Genomic DNA, 19,243 nt, shown 5'->3' with positions numbered 1-19,243 from the left:
AGAGGGGGATAACGATGAGCAATCGACAAGGTTTTCCAGAAGGTTTTTTGTGGGGTGGCGCTATAGCAGCTAACCAAGCAGAAGGAGGATTCGACGCAGGAGGCAAAGGCTTCTCTACGGCAGATATGGTTCCTTATTTTGAAAAAAAGGATTATACGAACCTAAGAGAGCTTATGCATGTAACCAGTGCAACGGTTGAAAAGGCCATGGCTCACCACAGCGCGGAAGGGTATCCGAAGCGTTACGGAATCGATTTTTACCACCGCTTTAGAGAGGATATCGCGTTATTCGCTGAACTTGGCTTCAAGACATTCCGGTTGTCCATCAACTGGCCGCGTATCTTCCCTAATGGTGATGAAACTGAGCCGAATGAAGCGGGATTACGTTTCTATGATGAAGTCTTTGATGAGCTGCGCAAATATGATATCGAACCACTCGTGACGCTCTCACACTATGAGATGCCGATGGGGCTTGTATTGAAGTACAACGGTTGGGCAGGCCGCGAGGTGATCGAACATTTTGTGAGATATGCAGAGACAGTCATGACACGGTATCAAGACAAGGTGAAATACTGGTTAACGTTTAATGAGATTAATACAACCATTATTGAGCCGTTCACTGGCGGTGGTATTATCGAGGATCGTGTGGAGAACACCATGCAGGCTTCATACCAAGCGCTCCATCATCAGTTTGTTGCCAGCAGTCTGGTTACGGAGAAAGCACGTCAGATTAATTCGAATTTCCAAATTGGCTGTATGTTAGCTCGTATGATTCACTATCCAGCTACTTCGAAGCCGGAAGATGTTCTACAAGCACAGGTGGACAATCAATTGAATTTACTGCATACAGATGTTCAGGTTCGTGGTAGTTATCCCGCGTATATGGATCGTTATTGGGCAGAGAACGGAATTTCTGTTGTAATGGAACCAGGAGACAAGGAGATTCTACGTGCGCATACCGTTGACTTTATCTCGTTTAGCTACTATACATCGCTAGTGTCGGCAGTGAATCCCGAAGATTATGGGGTGACTGGAGGCAATCTGTATAGCACGATCAAGAATCCGAATCTGGAACGTACAGAGTGGGGCTGGCAGCTTGATCCCATCGGACTACGTATTGCACTGAAGGAGCTGTATGATCGCTACCAATTGCCGTTATTCGTTGTAGAAAATGGTCTCGGAGCGAAGGATACGCTTGAAGCTGATGGTTCCATTAACGATGATTATCGGATCGATTACCTGAGAAGACACATTACTCAGATGAAAGAGGCCGTAATGGATGGGGTAAACCTTATGGGGTACACCAACTGGGGCGCCATTGACATCATCAGTGCTTCCACATCAGAAATGTCCAAACGATATGGCGTAATCTATGTGGATCAGGACGATCATGGAAAGGGTACACTGAATCGTTTGAAGAAAAAAAGCTTTGCATGGTATCAGAAAGTGATTGCTTCAAATGGTGAAGATTTAGCGTAATATGCTGGGCGGTTCTTGCATGTCGATGTTGCGGCGCAAGAGCCGCCTTTTAGTTATAGCTGAAAAACAATAGCCTCCTTAAATGTATGGTGATATACTGTGTTCGTATCGGGGGGAGATCTAGATGAATAAACCAATTATTGCAGTCGACATGGACGACACCATATGTCAGCTCGTGAAACGCGCCATATATCATAACAACATTAACTTCCCAACACATCCGCTGCGATATGAGGATATGCTTCATTGGGACACCACTCACTTGCGCCACCCAGAGAGTACCCATGATGTTTTCTATGGTCGCCCGGGTCTGTTCGAAGAGTTGGAGCTGTATGACGAATATGTGGTCGAAGAGATGGAGAGGTTGAACCAAGCTTATGATCTGATTATCGTGACTGCGGCAGAACCGAGAACAGTGGTAGAGAAGTGGAACTGGCTTCAAAAGCATATGCCTTTTATTACGACAGACCAATTTATTACATGCAAAAGAAAATACCTACTTGGCTTCGATCTGCTAATCGATGATGGTGCTCATAATTTGATTGCTGCACATGACCTAGGGAGAAAAGTTCTCTGTATTCCTCATCCATGGAATGTGAAAGAACGGGAGCAGTATGGGTTTCCGTTGATGTCCACATGGCATGGGGCGAAGGGATACATCGATAGAATGCTTGAAACCGTAAACGCCTGATAAACCGTTCTATAAAAAGCTGTTTAAGAAGTCCACTTTTGGTAACGGTGAATGTTTGGCGACATCTCGTCTGCTTGATATGCAACATCGAATCTCATGAATTATGAACTCGCCCTGAGCGTCTTAAGCTCTTGGTTAGTCTGATGTATAGCTTTTGCGATACATATGCGGTGTTGTTCCCGTGATTCTTTTGAAGACGCCGTGAAAAGTATCTACATCCCTGTAGCCGACGAGTTCGGCGATCAGGCTGACATTATGTTGTGAACTCTTTAGGAGTTCACAACTTTTTTGTATACGCAGATGTTGAAGGTAAGAACCAAAAGTCTGGCCTGTGTGCTTCAGAAACAACCGTCCAAGGTGCTTCTCACTCCAACTGGATGTACGGACGAGATCACGTAGACGGATCCGTTCATGAATATGGTGATTCAGGTACATGAGGATGTGTTCAAAGTCATCTGTATTCGAATACGATTGCATATAATCCTGTTGGTATTGTCGATAAGTCGTCACAACCAGTTGGCTGACCAAAGTATATAACATCGTGGAAGAGCCAGTGTCTAGAAGAGATGATTCTTTATATAATCTAATCATAATTTCTTCGATCTGCTGAGTATGATCAACCACACGTACATAAGACATCTCATTGAGTTCTAGATGCTTGAGGTGATCGCATATCGCTTGCTCCTGAATGATTGTACTGAGCGTTGAGGTCAGTTCAGCATTAAACAGGCAGTTATATATAATAAGTGGTGTCACTGAGAGGTTTGGACTGGATGGCCGAAATACATGAGGAATACCAATTGGGATAACAAACAGCATACCCTTGTGCACTGGAATGACATCTTCTCCAATATGATGAAAGCCTTTTCCTTCCGCGACATAACAATACTCTACGAAGTCATGTGCATGGAACGGGGCATCAAAATTCTCCGAGCATCGATTCACATATAATTTAAGATTGTTGTTTAAAAAGGTTTCACTTTTAAATAGCTCAATCGCTGATTTCATATGTAACAACCTCAATTCATGACCGAATTACCGGGTGAATTTGTCCGAATCACCGGGTATGATCTCTCATAGGATCGATATAATTATAGCGTAAGACAGAATATGAAACCACGATGGAAAGGGATGTTTCTCTTATGTTGACGGTTCATCATCTTCGCTGTGAGTATAAAATAAATCCAATCGGTCTGGATGTGAGGTCGCCAAGATTAAGCTGGCATCTTCAATCAGATCAGCGAAACTGTGTTCAGGTCGCCTATCAGATTCAATTATATCTACAAGATTCGCATGAGCAGATCGTGTGGGACTCCGGTAAGGTGATCTCCAACCAATCCATACATGTTGAATTAGATGGCTGGCTCCCAGCGGCGCGAACAAGGTATGTTTACCGGATTAAAGCCTGGGATAACTTCGAGAACGAATCAGACTGGTCAGATAGCGCGTTCTTCGAGATGGGGCTAATGGATAGTTCGGATGCTTGGCGAGCAGCATGGATCTCGTCACCATCACCAGCAGAAGAGGAAAAGGATGAATCATGCCCGCGTCTACGCACGTCGTTTCAACTGAGTAAGCCTGTAACTAAAGCAAGAATTTACGTCACAGCCCTTGGGTTATATGAGCTTCACCTGAATAATAAACGTGTGGGAGAAGCGTATTTCACGCCGGGATGGACGAGTTATAGTAAGCGATTACAATATCAGACGTACGATATTACGGACTCTTTAGAGATTGGTGATAATACACTCGGCGCCTACTTAGGTGATGGGTGGTATAAAGGATATTTGGGATGGAAGAATGAACAACAATTTTATGGCAAAAGGACAGCCTTGTTACTTGAACTTCACATAGAGTATTCAGACGGATCAGAGGAGTATATCGTGACAAATGAACACTGGCAGTCATCTTCAAGTGCTATTCAGATGTCTGATATTTATATGGGTGAGACGTATGATGCTCGGCTGGAATCTGCTTGGACAGATCTTGATCCGTCTTCCTGGTCGCCGGTAGAAGTTCTGGATCATCCGAAAGATATCATCGTTGCTCAAGAAAATGTACCCGTTACACAAGTTGAGCATCTTCAACCTATAGCTATACTTACTACACCGCAGGGTGACCGTGTGCTTGATATGGGTCAGAACATGGTGGGATGGATGAAATTCACGATTCAAGGTGAGTCAGGTCGTGAAGTTGAATTGTTACATGCTGAAATATTGGACCATGACGGTAACTTCTACACGGATAATCTGAGGGCTGCCAAGCAGCGAATTCAATATACCCTAAAGGGAGGGGAGGCAGAGACGTATGAGCCCCATTTTACATTTCAGGGCTTCCGTTATGTGAAATTGATTGGTTTTCCAGAGCACATTAATCTGCAAGATTTTACAGGGGTTGTCCTTCATTCTAATATGGAGCAGACCGGTGAATTCAAGTGTTCTAGCCCACTTGTGAATCAACTACATCACAACATTTTGTGGGGGCAAAAAGGGAATTTCCTCGATGTGCCGACAGATTGTCCACAGCGTGACGAACGTCTTGGGTGGACGGGAGATGCGCAGATGTTTATCCGAACAGCGTCCTACCTCATGAACACGGCACCGTTTTTCACAAAGTGGCTTCGTGATCTAGGAGCAGACCAGCGTGAAGATGGCGGTATACCTTTTTTTGTGCCTAATCCGAGTAGTGATATTTTCTCCAATGAAATGCAAGATACAGGGCACTCATCTGCAGCTTGGGGTGATGCGGCAGTGATCTGTCCATGGATACTGTATGAAATGTACGGTGATAAACGACTGTTAGCTGAGCAATATGGAAGTATGAAACGTTGGGTTAGCTATATTTATCATCAAGGTGAGAAGCCTTATCTTTGGAATACGGGTTTCCACTTTGGAGATTGGCTGGCTCTCGATTCCAAACCAGATAGCTACATTGGAGCGACTGATTCAGATTATGTAGCCACAGCCTTTTATGCCTATTCTGTTTCTTTAACTAGAAAAGCAGCCTTGGCATTGGGACAGAATGAAGAAGCAGCGCATTATGGTGAACTGCATGATCATATTGTTAAGGCATTTCGTAAAGAATTCGTGACACCTTCGGGTCGTATTGCGGTACCGACTCAGACAGCTGTGGTGCTGGCATTGCACTTTGATCTATTGGAGGAATCGGGAAGAAAACGAGCGATTGAACAACTCGGCAAACTGATTGCTGAAGCGAATAATCATCTGACCACGGGATTTGTAGGCACGCCTTATCTGAATCCTGTACTTAGCGAGACAGGACAACATGAACTAGCTTACACATTATTATTTCATGAGGATTATCCATCCTGGTTATATCAGGTCACTCAAGGTGCCACTACGATCTGGGAGCACTGGGATGGGGTCAAGGATGATGGCCGGATGTGGAGTGCTGACATGAATTCATTCAATCACTATGCATACGGTTCTATTGGCGAGTGGTTGTATCGTTATGTGGCAGGTATACGTGCAGACGAGGAACGTCCTGGATTCCAAGCCATCCATATCGAACCACAACCAGGGCCAGGGCTAGATTGGGTAGAAGCTAGTGTGGAGACGATGTATGGCAAAGTGGTTTCCAGCTGGAAACGACAAGAACAGGGTGAGATACAGCTCCGTGTAGTTGTTCCAGTGAACACGACAGCAACAGTCGTGCTTCCCAATGCAGTATCTGATACAGTCCTGTTTGATGACGTAGCGCTGGATCAGGCTTCAGACGTAAATGAATTTCAATTAAAAGCAGATCAGCTCCAAGTGATGTTGGGATCAGGAAGTTATATATTTCAGTATAAAATGCAGTTAACGGAAGCATAACGATCAAGTATCATAAAATAAATGTTGAACGTTGTTATTTGTTGTTATAAAAAGTCGAAAAATGATATGTATAACCATTGTATTAGCCTCGCTCGCTGATTAGAATGAAGCATGGAATCTGGATTGCGGCCGGAACCTATCTTCTTTTATATCAGGCATAAGCGAGGTTTTTTATGTATGAACCAATCTGTTAATCGGCCCAAGCACATTGGCTATCTGGATTTCTATCGTGCCATTGATATTATTGCAGTAGTTGCGATTCATGCTACTTCTACAGCAGTTACGCATTATGCGAAGGATACTTTCCAGCAAGAGTTTTATTATTTTTGGAATCAATTTTTCCAATTTGCAGTACCGGCATTTCTATTTCTGTCATCGCTCGTTCTGTTCTACAATTATCATTCTAAGGCGAAAGAGCGTGGCTGGATTCCAGCTTTTTACAAGAAACGTTTGCTGTATATTTTTGTTCCTTATCTCGTATGGTCATTCATTTACTTTGTTGTGAAGCAGGTTATCGCAGGGAAACAACCTGTCGATCATCTGGAGCGGTTTGGCGAGCAATTGCTGACGGGGACGGCACATACACATCTGTACTTTTTTCTAATTATTATGCAATTTTATGTGGTCTTTCCTATATTGTTGTCTTTAACGAAGCATGCTGTCTTCACCAAATACTTGCTACTATTCTTCATTGCCGCACAGGCGGTATTTTATATGATTCATCTTCAAGTTCATTTTGAACGTTTGGGCAGTATGTTGCCAAGTTATTTCATCGTCATTGGATTTGGAGCTTGGATCGGTCTGAATTTCGAGAAAGCTCTTCGAATATTACATTCGTTTCGGTTTGTTGTACTGGCGGCACTCATTGCCGGAGGCGTCATTTCCATCTATGGTAGTTCATATGTGAAAATGATACTTAAAGACATGCCGTTTGTTACATATGCACTATTGTTTGTATTTCGTAACCTGTTTACGTTGTCGGCATGCTTATTGTTAATGCTGATCTGTGAACAATTAGGGACTCGTAAAACAAAACATTCAAACCCGCTCAAGGTCAGAGCAGTTTTGAATTCACTGGGGACTGTCGCCTTTGGTGTGTTTCTCATACATCCAATGGTATTGTTATTCTGGAGACGTGAGTTCACTACAATATTTGTCTCACATTTCAGTATCAGCATTATATTGTCATACCTTGCAGCTCTAGGACTATCATGGTTGCTTGCGCTTGGCATTCGAAAAGTGAACTGGGGATGGATATTGATCGGTCGCTAGATATTAAATATCATGCAAGCATAGATGAACGATAGAGATTTCAAGCTTCCTTTATTACGAGGATTGCTCGAAATCTCTTTTTTATTTCATTGGGAGCATGTATGATGGGTTAATGTTGTAATTTCAATATTTTGGAATTGGTGAGAGGGTTGCTCAATCAGATCCATCTGCACATAGGATTGCATATTTGGAAGATGGATTACAGATTAACATACCACCACTGTCTAACGATGATCAGTTACAAATTCATTTTAATGTAGCATGGGGGAGTGCTGAGGAAGATAACATTGGTCATTGGCTTGTTGTAGACCTTGCTTCCGGAGCAAATTTTGTTGAACTCAGGGGTTACGCTGAAGGGAAATTAATAAAGGGAGTGAGAAGTTTGTATATGCTTTTGGTACTTATTGTAGCATCAGTGCTTGCTGTGTTAGTTCCGTTTGGACCAATTCTGTTAATAGGCATAGCAGTAGCATTGGTGGCGGAGAACTACCGTCAAACGGTGAAAATGCGAGAGGATATTCTGGCGATTAAGAACCATCTGGGACTGATGAACAAAAAAGAAGCTGAACAGTATGAGATAGAACGTCAGAATAAAGATGTAAGTCAGTTAAGTCCTGATGAGATGAAAAGTATCAATCAGGAGATTGAAGCAGAGCTTGAGCAGAATCGCAAAAAGAACAAATGAGCGTTAGCTGTTATAGAGGGTGTTCAAAATCGCACTTATAGATGGACATGCAGCAGCTATATGGACAGTGAAAATAAAAATGTAACACCGTAAGCATGATCATGCTCATTCTGGCTATATTATGATTAAAGATCACTCCGACACGATGCTTTCTAATTTAAAGATCGGGTTCTGATCATCCATCATGACAATAATGATGCGTAAGCCCTAGAAGAGATAATAGAAGAATATTAACTTTTTGTTGCACTATGTAGAATTTTGTAATAATATGAGGGAAGCGCGTACAACATATCGGGTTGTAACTGTTGAATCAGGCAAAGCCGTATACCTTGAGAAAAGGGATTGGTTTGTCTTTTTCTGTATATTGGAGTGATAAAGTGAAAATCGAGAAGGTGCTGAACAATAATGCTGTAGTTGCAATGAATGACGAGCAGGAAGTTATTATCATTGGCCGGGGGATTGCTTACCAGAAGCGGGCGGGTGATATTGTTTCCGAGCAGCATATCGATAAGATATTTACTTTACAGAATGAAGATATTCAGGAAAACTTTAAGGCATTAATCTCAAGCATTCCTCTGGAATACATGAAAGTGTCGGAGGAAATCATCGCATATGCCAAATTAAAACTTGGTAAAAAATTGAATGAGAGCATTTATCTTCATCTCACAGATCATATCCACTTTGCCATTGAGCGGTATCGCAAGAACCTGCCTATTCGTAACGGATTAATCTGGGAAACTAAACAGTTGTACAAGGAAGAGTACGAAATTGGATTGGAAGCACTCAATATGATCTGTGATCAGTTTGGTGTAATTCTTCCCGAGGACGAAGCCGGTTTTATGGCACTGCACTTTGTAAATGCTGCGTTGAACGAAGAAATGCCGAATATCAAGAGTATGACGCAGGTGATGCAAGAAATTTTGACGATCATCAAGTATCATTTCAAGATTGATTTTGATGAGAACTCATTGACTTTTTATCGCTTTGTTACACACTTGAAATTTTTTGCCCAACGTTTGGTGAAGGGAAAACATTACAAGAGCAACAATGATGATGAATTGTTCCTGATGATTCAGAAAAAGTATCCTGCAGCGCATAAGTGTTCCGAGAAGATTAAGAAATTCATTGAAAGCAACTACACGTATCAACTGACTGACGAAGAAATCATGTACTTAACAATTCATATTGAGAGAGTTGTGAACGCAACTTCTGAATAATCCCATAGATCAGCTTGCAGGGTTGCAACCACAAGGGCAAAACCTGAACGATTGAATGCAGAACACTACCCCTATAAGGGAAATGTTTTGACATTCAGATGTTCAGGTTTTTTTTATTCTCTCCAATATACCTCGAATCCGTGTTTAATCAGAAAGGAAGAACATAATACATGAAACACGAGCAACTAGCCAAAGACATTCTAACTGGCGTTGGTGGCAAACAAAATATTAATAGTGTTGTACACTGCGCGACCAGACTACGATTCAAATTGAAAAATGACAATAATGCCCAAACGGACGAGCTCAAGAACCTCGACGGTGTTATCACAGTTATGCAAAGCGGAGGACAATATCAGGTCGTCGTAGGTAACGAAGTATCTGATGTCTACAAAGCATTGCTTCAAGTTGGGAATATGAGTGCTGATGAACCCGTGAGTGCAAGTGATGATGGTGAATTATCTGGCAAAAAGGAAAGCTTGCTTGGTCGTTTTATTGATTTGATCTCAGGTGTATTTACGCCAATTCTAGGTTTGCTTGCTGCAACAGGGATGATCAAAGGTTTCCTGTCGATGTTTACTTCACTCGAATGGATTGATCCTGCTTCCGGTACGTATCAATTGTTGAACGCGGCAGGTGACTGTCTGTTCTACTTCTTCCCAATCTTCTTGGGATACACAGCTATGAAAAAATTCGGTGGATCACCATTCCTTGGTATGGCATTTGGTGCATCACTGGTGTATCCGACGTTATCCGGTTTAAGTACTGGAGATCCATTGTATACGTTGTTTACAGGCACGTTGTTTGAATCACCGATTCATATTACGTTCTTAGGTATTCCGGTTATTTTGATGAGCTATTCTACATCCGTAATTCCAGTTATTATCGCTGCTTATTTTGGTTCCAAAGTAGAAGCGTTCTTCAAGAAAATTATTCCTTCTGTGGTGAGAACGTTCCTTACGCCATTCTTCACGATTCTCATCGTTGTACCCGTAACGTTCCTATTGATTGGTCCAATCGCTACTTGGGCAAGTCAGTTAATCGGCGCAGGTGTAACAGGTATCTATGACCTGAGTCCTTTGGTAACAGGTATTGTTGTTGGTGGATTGTGGCAAGTGTTGGTTATCTTCGGTCTTCACTGGGGAATTGTGCCGATCATGCTCCTTAATCTGTCCACATTAAAAGCAGACCCTATTTTGGCTATGATGTTTGCTGCTTCATTTGCACAAATTGGCGCGGTTCTTGGTGTCATGTTGAAAACGAAAAATACTAAACTTAAATCATTGGGTGTACCTGCCTTTGTATCAGGGATCTTCGGTGTAACCGAGCCGGCAATTTATGGTCTTACGTTACCACTGAAAAAACCATTTATTATGAGCTGTATTGCTTCAGCAGCAGCGGGTGGTATCGTTGGTTTCGCTGGCTCCAAACTATTTGTATTCGCTTCAGGGATTTTCGGTATTCCTGCTCTAATTAGCCCAACAGAAGGAATTAACTATGAATTCTGGATGGCTATGATTGCTACTGTAGTTGCCTTTGTACTAGCCTTTGTATTGGTATATGTTATTGGGTTCAAAGATCCTGCTAACCCAGAGGCTGCTAAACAGACTCCAGAGCCAGTAAAAGAAGAGAAGACTGCTCTTGAGCCTAATCCGAACAATCGTTACGAAATTTCCAGCCCAATGACAGGTGAAGTTGTTCCACTGCAACAAATTAATGATGCTACATTCGCGGGTGAACATATGGGTAAAGGGATTGCCGTTCGTCCAACAAGTGGTAGAGTAGTATCCCCTATTAATGGGGTGGTGCAGACGATTTACCGTACTAAACATGCGATTGGACTTGTGGATGATCAAGGTGTAGAGATTCTGATTCATATTGGTCAAGATACGGTACAGCTCAAAGGTCAGCATTTCACAGCACACGTGAAAGATGGAGACCGTGTGAGTGTAGGCGACCTGATTGTTGAATTCGATCTGCAAGCCATTGTTGAAGCAGGATATGAGATTGTCACGCCTATTATCGTAACGAACACAGCGGACTATCTTGATGTGGTAGGTACGACTGCTCAGAACGTGCAAGAGAAGGATAAATTGATCACAGTAATTGGTTAAATCTAGTTTATTGTGCAATCATTTATTGGAAAAAAGGATATAACTCAAAGACAACTTCGAACTATTCGAAGTTGTCTTTTTCTTTTCCAGATACCGGGAAATAAATATTAGAATTTTTTAAAAATAACTGTTGCAAATGTAGTTCAGATGTACTATTATGAATTCAAGAAGTAAGCGCATACATCAATCGGATTGTAACTGTTCAATCAGGCAATTCCGACCAACCTTGGTCAGTGAAGATTGATCGCAACTTACTTTAGTTATTAAGATAACTAAATACCAATGTGTACAGCCTTACAGGGTTGCAACCGTTAAGGGCAAAACCTGAATTGCTGAATAACACGACTTATTTCCGGATGATCCGGTACGTTGTGTATGTTCAGTAGTTCAGGTTTTCTTTGTTTCACAGGCATGGATGAGACACACTTAGAGGGGGAAATACAATGAGTAACTACGATCAATTGGCCAAGGATATTCTGTCACGTGTAGGGGGTCGGGAGAACGTAAATAGCGTATTCCATTGCGTAACAAGATTGCGGTTTAAACTGAAAAATGAAAGCGTAGCCAAAACGGAAGAACTTAAAAATCTGCCAGGTGTTATTACCGTAATGCAGAGTGGTGGACAATATCAAGTTGTCATCGGCAATGAAGTGCCGGATGTATATAAAGCTGTAGTCAAAGCAGGGAATTTCCCAAGTGAGGGGCAGTTTGAAGAGACAGAAGATAACTCCGGGAAGAAAGTTGGTTTGTTCAGCCGCTTTATCGATATGATCTCAGGTGTGTTTACTCCGTTGCTTGGTCTATTGGCAGCAACAGGGATGATTAAAGGTTTTAATGAAATGTTCATAGCTTTTGGCTGGATCACACAAGAATCTGGAACATATCAATTATTGAAAGCCACAGGAGATAGCTTATTCTACTTCTTCCCGATATTCTTGGGTTACACAGCAATTAAGAAATTTGGTGGTTCACCGTTCCTAGGGATGGCCATTGGTGGCTCACTCGTGTATCCTACGTTAGCTGGTTTGAAAGCAGGAGATCCACTATACACGTTATTCACGGGCACGCTGTTTGAATCACCAATCCACATTACATTCTTAGGTATGCCGGTTATCTTGATGGAGTATTCTTCATCCGTTATTCCGATCATTATTGCAACTTTTGTAGCTGTGAAAATCGAAAGATTCTTCAAAAACGTTATTCCAAAAGTAGTAAGCACGTTCCTAGTACCATTCTTCACCTTGCTCGTTATCGTACCAGCAACTTTCTTAGTTATCGGTCCTATCTCTACGTGGGCAGGTCAATTAATTGGTGCAGGAGCTACTAGTATTTACGAATTAAGTCCGATTGTCACAGGTTTAGTTATCGGTGGTTTATGGCAAGTGTTTGTATTGTTTGGTCTTCACTGGGGATTGGTTCCGGTTCTATTGCTTAACATCAGTACGTTAGGTGCAGACCCAGTTGTAGCAATGTCATTTGCAGCTTCATTTGCTCAAACGGGTGCTGTTCTTGCTGTATTGCTCAAAACTAAGAATACAAAATTAAAAACACTTAGTATTCCAGCATTTATTTCCGGGATCTTTGGTGTAACTGAACCTGCAATCTATGGCGTTACACTTCCATTGAAAAAGCCATTTATCATGAGCTGTATTGCTGGAGGTATCGGAGGGGCGTTACTTGGATATGCAGGATCGAAGTTCTACATGCTAGGAGGACTTGGCGTATTTGGTTACCCAGCCTTCATCAATAAAGAAGCAGGATTAGACTTTTCATTCTACATGGCAATCGTTGCAACATTGGTAGCATTCGTCCTTGGTTTCATCCTGACGTATGTTGTTGGTTTCAAAGATCCAGAAGAAAAAGTAGCTGCTCCAGCACCAGTACTTGATCCAAACCCAAACAGCAGATATGAAATCATGAGCCCGATGGCTGGTGAAGTCGTTCAACTGAAAGAAATCAATGATGTAACGTTTGCAGGAGAGCACATGGGTAAAGGAATTGCAATTCGACCAACAAGTGGTAGAGTCGTATCTCCAATTACAGGTGTGGTACAAACGGTATATCGAACTAAACATGCGATTGGTCTTGTAACCGACGATGGTGTAGAGATGCTCATTCATATCGGACAGGATACAGTGCAATTGAAAGGTCAACATTTCACCGCACATGTGAAAGATGGGGATCGCGTTAATGTAGGTGATCTGATTATGGAATTCGATCTACAAGCAATTAAAGATGCAGGATATGAGATCGTGACACCGATTATTATCACAAACACTTCAAGTTATCTGGATGTGGTAGGAACCAAAGAAGCTTCCGTTCACGAAAAAGATAAATTGATCACTGTATTAAATTAAGCGAAATTTAACAAGAAAATTTCAATAAGAAATGGGAGGGTTACTCAATGTATGAGAAGTTGACAACCTTCCCAGAGAATTTTCTCTGGGGAGGAGCAACAGCAGCGAACCAACTGGAAGGTGCTTATCTCGAAGATGGCAAGGGTTTGACTACTGTAGATTTGATACCAACCGGAGCCAATCGAATGAATATTGCGCTGGGTAATCTGAGTTCTTTTGTACCTCAAACTGGGGAGTTTTATCCTTCACATGAAGCGATTGATTTTTATCATCGTTACAAGGAAGATATCGCTTTATTTGCCGAAATGGGATTCAAGTGTCTCAGGCTCTCCATTGCCTGGGCAAGAATTTTCCCGAATGGGGATGAGGCCGAGCCGAACGAAGCAGGGTTACAGTTCTACGATAATGTATTTGATGAACTGTTGAAATATAACATCGAACCTGTTGTGACGATCTGCCATTTCGATGTGCCGGTTCATCTGGTCGAAACGTATGGTGGATGGACAAACCGTAAGATGGTCGGTTTCTTTGAGAAATATGCGAAGACGTTATTTAACCGGTATAAGAGTAAAGTGAAGTACTGGATGACTTTTAATGAAATTAATATGTTGTTGCATCTGCCATATATCGGTGCCGGAATTGTACTTAAGGAAGGTCAGGACAAAGAACAGCTGTTATATCAAGCAGCTCACCATGAATTGGTTGCAAGCGCACTCGCTGTTAAAGCTTGTCATGAGATTATTCCAGGTGCACAGATTGGCTGTATGCTCGCGGCAGGTATGGTGTATCCTTACACGTCCAACCCGGATGATGTATGGAAAGCGATGGAGTTAGATCGAGAATCCTTCTTCTTCATCGATGTGCAATCGAAGGGAGCATACCCAGGATATACGAAACGATTCTTCAGAGAACATAACATTCAGATTGAGATGCAACCGGAAGATGCAGATATTCTTCAACAAAACACGGTAGATTATATCGGGTTCAGCTATTACGCGAGCCGTTGTACAAGTGCTGATCCAGAAGTGCTGAAGAATTCAACCGAAGGTAACGTCTTTGGTTCTGTGAAGAACCCTTATCTTCAAGCTTCAGAGTGGGGATGGACGATTGATCCCAAAGGGCTTCGTATTACATGTAATCAGCTACACGACCGTTACGGCAAGCCACTCTTTATTGTCGAAAATGGACTCGGTGCCACGGATGTATTATCGGACAACGATACCGTAGAAGATGATTATCGGATTGAATATCTGAACAGCCACTTCGCAGAGATGGCAGAAGCCATTCAGGATGGCGTTGAAATTCTCGGTTATACAAGCTGGGGACCAATTGACTTGGTCAGCGCAGGTACTGGCGAAATGAAGAAGCGTTACGGATACATTTATGTCGATCGGAACAATGATGGTTCCGGTACACTGCGAAGAGTGAAAAAGAAAAGCTTCCATTGGTACAAAGAGGTTATTGCTAATAATGGCGCACAATATTTCTAATGTAATCTTCTGGTGATATCTAAAATAAACAAAGAGCAATCTCGTTATAACGGGATTGTTCTTTGTTTATATAGCTTAAATATGACCGTTAACTTCTACAAACGTAGTGAATTAAGGTACCTGAAGGCTCTGGTAGGCGTTCAACCGTCCATACTGCCAGTAAACGCCTGAACCCGATACAGGATCGGAGGCGAAGCAGAGTGCATCGCGTATCTGTGCGTTTGTTTTACCTTTGGCAGCGAGTAGGGCAGCTACTCCGGCTACGTGCGGAGCCGCCATTGATGTTCCGCTAAGATAAGCATAAGAGCTACCCAAATATGTGGATAAGATGGTGTCACCCGGTGCAGCCATATCGACCCAGGGGCCATAGTTGGAGAAGTTAGATTTTAGATCAGAAGGGTCGGTCGAAGCAACCGCAATGACGTTAGGATAGGATGCAGGCACGATTGGATATGAAGTGTTGTCATTGCCTGCTGCAGCGATAATAACGGCACCTCGATCCCAAGCATACTGTACGGCAGCTTGAAGGAATGCTTCACCCATCGGACCACCCAAACTTAGATTGATCACTTGAACACCATTGTTGGCTGCAAAGACAAGCCCGTTACCGACATTGCCCATCGTTCCTTGTCCGTTGTTATCCAGTACGCGAAGTGGAACGATGGAGGCTAGTGGTGCAACGCCAGCAATCCCGACACCATTATTGGTGATGGATGCAGCAATACCAGCTACGTGGGTACCATGACCGTTGCCATCTTCGGGAATATTATCATAGTCAACATAGTCGTAACCGGGGAGAAGCTTGGTGGCAAGTTCAGGGTGATTCAGTTGTACGCCTGTATCGATGATGGCGATTTTGATCGTGCTGTTGCTCTGGCTTACATCCCAGGCAGCAGGAGCATTGATTTTTGGCAGATTGTACTGGTAAGGGAAGAAAGGGTCGTTAGGCGTGAAAGAGGCGTTAACGTAATAGTTGGGTTCGGCATGCTCAATCAGTTCATGATCCTTGTAATGTTTGAGCATACGATGCATGTTTTTGCGAGATTCCAGGCGGTACCAGCCCATATCTTCATACGTCTCAGCAACGTTACATCTACCTTTTCGGTGAAGTGTATGCATCTCGTCGGGGGTTGTCCCCTCTCTAAATTTGACTAAGAGCTGCTTGGGAGCGTGAGGATGAAACTTACCTTCTGCCATATGATCCACATAACGATAAACGAACCAGTTTATCATCATAATCGATACTGCACTGATGCTGATCCATAACCACATGGACGATGCCCCCTCTAATTTGGATTGTGATACGACTTATCGTATGCAGAGTCTATTAGATGGCGTGGGTGCTCTATCAATTTGGTTAGATGTGCAGATAGATTGATAGGATGACGGGAATTCGGTAAGATGGATGGAAGAGCAGATCGGCACGAACAGCATTAAGAGAAGTGCCAGCAATGAGCTCCAAATACAGAGATAAGGAACGTGGAATGTTTTGACACAATTTCTGAATAAACCGACAGTAGCGCCTGTTCAGGTGCACCAGATTCAGGAAGCCATTGATTTTGCCATGCGAGTACGTCGTGAAGTGTTTACAATGTTGGATCACACGAGATTACCTCTAGATTTTGAGCAATTCAGTGCACATTATATGGAGTCCAAAGATGCTATTTTCTTGGTAGCTACGGTGGGTGAAGGTCAGATCGTTGGTTCGATCGGAATGCTGCCATATGATGATCGGATTGAAGCGATACAGGGGCGATATCCCCAGGAGTCCGCAGCCGAGATCGTAAAATGTTATGTCGATCCTGCATATCGCAGATATGGTATTGGTTCGATGATGTTGCAAGCTTTGGAACACAGGGTGAGTGACATGAGGTACACAACGCTGTACTTACATACACATCGCTTTTTGCCTGGTGCTGTAGATTTCTGGAATCGTCAAGGGTTTACCATTATTACGGAACAGAACGATGACTGGCAGACTGTACATATGGATAAGCCAGCAGGCAAGATCTGAAGGCCTTAACGTTTACGTAATTTCTTTAATAACCTAATATCACGAGTTGGGGGAGTTATTTATGTATACGAGTCTAATTGAGAAACTGGAGCATACCCAAGTTTTACGTTGGTTTCCGAATCGTCAGGTTCAAGAGAGCTGGATTGTTGAAGTTGAACAGGAGCTTGGTTTTACATTACCACCTTCCTATCGCTGGTGGCTGCTGAATTATGGTGTAGCTCTCCTAAGTGGGACAGGAATTCTTACGATATCTCCTCCCGAACACCGAGAATACGCCGATACGGATATTTTGTATATGTATCGTCTTGCTGATGAAGATGCGAAGCGAGAAGGGAAAGTGGAGCTTTTTGTCCCGGATGAGGATGAAATATATTATTTCGATGTTCGAACAGCAGATGAAAGTGGGGAATACAAGGTAATGAGGCTTGACTATTTAAATGGAGAACCTGAAGTGTATGCAGATTCTTTTGCTGCATTTTTGGAGAGGTTAATCGACGAACGAACGCCAAGGTAACTCATTATCGTATTAATAGACTATAGACTCACACAATGAGGGATAACGAGATGAAGAGAACGAAGCAGAACACAGTGAAACCTAAAATGGTGTTTATTGATATTGATGGTACATCGGTAAATGACGAAGGGAACATTCCTTTATCAGCGCGACAGGCTTGTCAACAGGCACGCGAGAATGGGCATTTGCTCTATCTTTGTACAGGTCGTTCCAAGGCTGAGGTCTATGATGCGATCTGGGAAGTAGGGTTTGATGGCTTGATTGGTGCAGGCGGTGGCTATGTGGAATTTGGCGAACAGGTGTTATATCACAAAAAAGCTACAGTCGAAGCTGTACGTCAGATGGTTGATTTTTTCAACGAACATGACATTGATTTCTTTCTGGAATCAAACTCCGCACTGTATGGCAGCCGTAATTTGCAAGCTCACCTCGAGCGCCGCATATATGGCGATATAGACAATGATCCATCAGCCCGAGCCAAAAAAGAGCAGCAGCCTCATCCATTTATTGCAGGGATCACCTATGGTGACACAGATCTATATAAGCAGGACGTCAACAAGGTTTGTTTTCTGGAGAGTCTTTCAGTACCGTTTGAACGCATTAAACAGGAGTTTGATGGAAAGTTTGGAGTCATTCAATGCACCGTGCCGATCTTTGGTGAAGGCAGTGGAGAACTCACGATACTGGGTGTGCACAAGGCTTCAGCGATCGCTGATCTGATTGAACATGTAGGGATAAGCCGAGAAGACACCATTGCGATTGGTGATGGAATGAATGATGTTGAGATGTTAGAATTCTGTCACGTAGGTGTTGCGATGGGCAATGCGAAGCCTGGATTAAAAGCGATTGCAGATGACGTCACGGGAACGGTCGAAGAGGACGGATTATACCATTTTTTTGTGAAGTACGGATTAATTGAGGAATAGCTCCTGCGTAGTGAGTGTGTAGAGGACAAAGACAGTTGGAGTCTCTATGCACTCGTGTATGGTGAAAGGACGGTTGATGAATGTCGGATCTGATGAAAATGGAATTCGAAATTACGGCCTTTGGATTAGAAGGTCATGAGGGGTATTCCGAGTCCTATCGCCAAAATGAGATTGTTCGCACTAAACTGGTATCCAGAGACACCACTTTAGGAGAAGTCGAAGAGGTCATTAAGGAACTGATGGCAGAGATCCGTCAGGAGTTCAATCAGCCACCAGAATACGTTAATGCCAAAGTCGTTCTAAGGGTGAAAAGCGAGAATGGAGAATTGAAGTATCTAGGGTGAATTCATTAATTGGACATCATCCGAACAATTGCAACTAATGCGCCAACCATTGCTCCTACAATGATAATACTAGCTATCGTGAATATGAGCGTAAACTTTTTGCCATTCATATATATCCCTCCCTGTTGTGATTTTAACTTATTTTGATCATTAGAGATGAATTTTAGTTATTAAAACTATAGCACGAAGAACAGATCTAGGAACAGTGAAAACATAATAAAGAACAACATAACCGATTCATTTCTTCATCATTTCGACACCACTGTCCGATATATATGATGTACGTTCAAAAGCCTAAAGACGAAAGGAGT

At 42.7% G+C, this 19,243-nt stretch carries 15 protein-coding genes; 13 read left to right on the top strand and 2 right to left on the bottom strand.

Annotation, left to right across the window (positions count from 1 at the left end; all coding sequences use genetic code 11):
- Window positions 1-14 precede the first annotated feature (14 nt).
- Window positions 15-1,478, top strand: coding sequence for a 6-phospho-beta-glucosidase (ascB, locus tag MH215_RS00265; RefSeq protein WP_239287004.1), 1,464 nt, complete (start codon window positions 15-17; stop codon window positions 1,476-1,478).
- A 124-nt stretch (window positions 1,479-1,602) separates the two neighbouring features.
- A complete protein-coding gene (locus tag MH215_RS00260) occupies window positions 1,603-2,169 on the top strand; it encodes a 5' nucleotidase, NT5C type (protein ID WP_239287003.1) in 567 nt (188 codons plus the stop codon).
- A gap of 135 nt (window positions 2,170-2,304) precedes the next feature.
- On the opposite strand, the gene MH215_RS00255 is transcribed toward MH215_RS00260, so the two are convergent.
- On the bottom strand, window positions 2,305-3,177 hold the full coding sequence (locus MH215_RS00255; protein ID WP_239287002.1) for an AraC family transcriptional regulator: 873 nt from the start codon (window positions 3,175-3,177) through the stop codon (window positions 2,305-2,307).
- A 134-nt stretch (window positions 3,178-3,311) separates the two neighbouring features.
- Here MH215_RS00255 and MH215_RS00250 point away from each other — a divergent pair, with 134 nt between their 5' ends.
- From MH215_RS00250 to MH215_RS00220, 7 genes are all read left to right on the top strand, one after another.
- Entirely contained in the window at window positions 3,312-6,002 is a 2,691-nt protein-coding gene (locus MH215_RS00250) for a glycoside hydrolase family 78 protein (protein WP_239287001.1), read from the top strand.
- A 177-nt stretch (window positions 6,003-6,179) separates the two neighbouring features.
- Window positions 6,180-7,274, top strand: a complete 1,095-nt coding sequence (locus MH215_RS00245) for an acyltransferase (protein WP_239287000.1) — start codon at window positions 6,180-6,182, stop codon at window positions 7,272-7,274.
- Between the two features lie 187 nt (window positions 7,275-7,461).
- Window positions 7,462-7,959, top strand: a complete 498-nt coding sequence (locus MH215_RS00240; protein WP_239286999.1) for a hypothetical protein — start codon at window positions 7,462-7,464, stop codon at window positions 7,957-7,959.
- Between the two features lie 377 nt (window positions 7,960-8,336).
- Entirely contained in the window at window positions 8,337-9,176 is an 840-nt protein-coding gene (gene licT, locus MH215_RS00235) for a BglG family transcription antiterminator LicT (protein WP_239288634.1), read from the top strand.
- Window positions 9,177-9,346: 170 nt separating this feature from the next.
- Window positions 9,347-11,287, top strand: coding sequence for a beta-glucoside-specific PTS transporter subunit IIABC (locus MH215_RS00230; RefSeq protein ID WP_239286998.1), 1,941 nt, complete (start codon window positions 9,347-9,349; stop codon window positions 11,285-11,287).
- A 443-nt stretch (window positions 11,288-11,730) separates the two neighbouring features.
- Entirely contained in the window at window positions 11,731-13,644 is a 1,914-nt protein-coding gene (locus MH215_RS00225; protein WP_239286997.1) for a beta-glucoside-specific PTS transporter subunit IIABC, read from the top strand.
- A gap of 47 nt (window positions 13,645-13,691) precedes the next feature.
- A complete protein-coding gene (locus MH215_RS00220; RefSeq protein ID WP_239286996.1) occupies window positions 13,692-15,134 on the top strand; it encodes a 6-phospho-beta-glucosidase in 1,443 nt (480 codons plus the stop codon).
- A gap of 111 nt (window positions 15,135-15,245) precedes the next feature.
- Here MH215_RS00220 and MH215_RS00215 read toward each other — a convergent pair whose 3' ends face one another.
- Window positions 15,246-16,406, bottom strand: coding sequence for a S8 family peptidase (locus MH215_RS00215; RefSeq protein WP_239286995.1), 1,161 nt, complete (start codon window positions 16,404-16,406; stop codon window positions 15,246-15,248).
- A gap of 217 nt (window positions 16,407-16,623) precedes the next feature.
- Between MH215_RS00215 and MH215_RS00210 the strand changes: the two genes are divergently transcribed.
- From MH215_RS00210 to MH215_RS00195, 4 genes are all read left to right on the top strand, one after another.
- Window positions 16,624-17,148 (top strand): GNAT family N-acetyltransferase, encoded by a 525-nt coding sequence (locus MH215_RS00210; protein WP_239286994.1) that lies wholly within the window; start codon window positions 16,624-16,626, stop codon window positions 17,146-17,148.
- A 61-nt stretch (window positions 17,149-17,209) separates the two neighbouring features.
- Window positions 17,210-17,662: an SMI1/KNR4 family protein gene (locus MH215_RS00205; RefSeq protein WP_239286993.1), complete on the top strand. Its 453-nt coding sequence runs from the start codon at window positions 17,210-17,212 to the stop codon at window positions 17,660-17,662.
- Between the two features lie 50 nt (window positions 17,663-17,712).
- A complete protein-coding gene (locus MH215_RS00200) occupies window positions 17,713-18,588 on the top strand; it encodes a Cof-type HAD-IIB family hydrolase (protein WP_239286992.1) in 876 nt (291 codons plus the stop codon).
- Window positions 18,589-18,668: 80 nt separating this feature from the next.
- Complete coding sequence (locus tag MH215_RS00195; protein WP_239286991.1) at window positions 18,669-18,932, top strand: hypothetical protein; 264 nt, start codon at window positions 18,669-18,671, stop codon at window positions 18,930-18,932.
- Window positions 18,933-19,243 lie beyond the last annotated feature (311 nt).

Source organism: Paenibacillus sp. ACRSA, assembly GCF_022346845.1.
Classification (GTDB): domain Bacteria; phylum Bacillota; class Bacilli; order Paenibacillales; family Paenibacillaceae; genus Paenibacillus.
The sequence above is the reverse complement of the archived record's forward strand: the minus strand, read 5'-3'. Positions and strand labels throughout refer to the sequence as shown.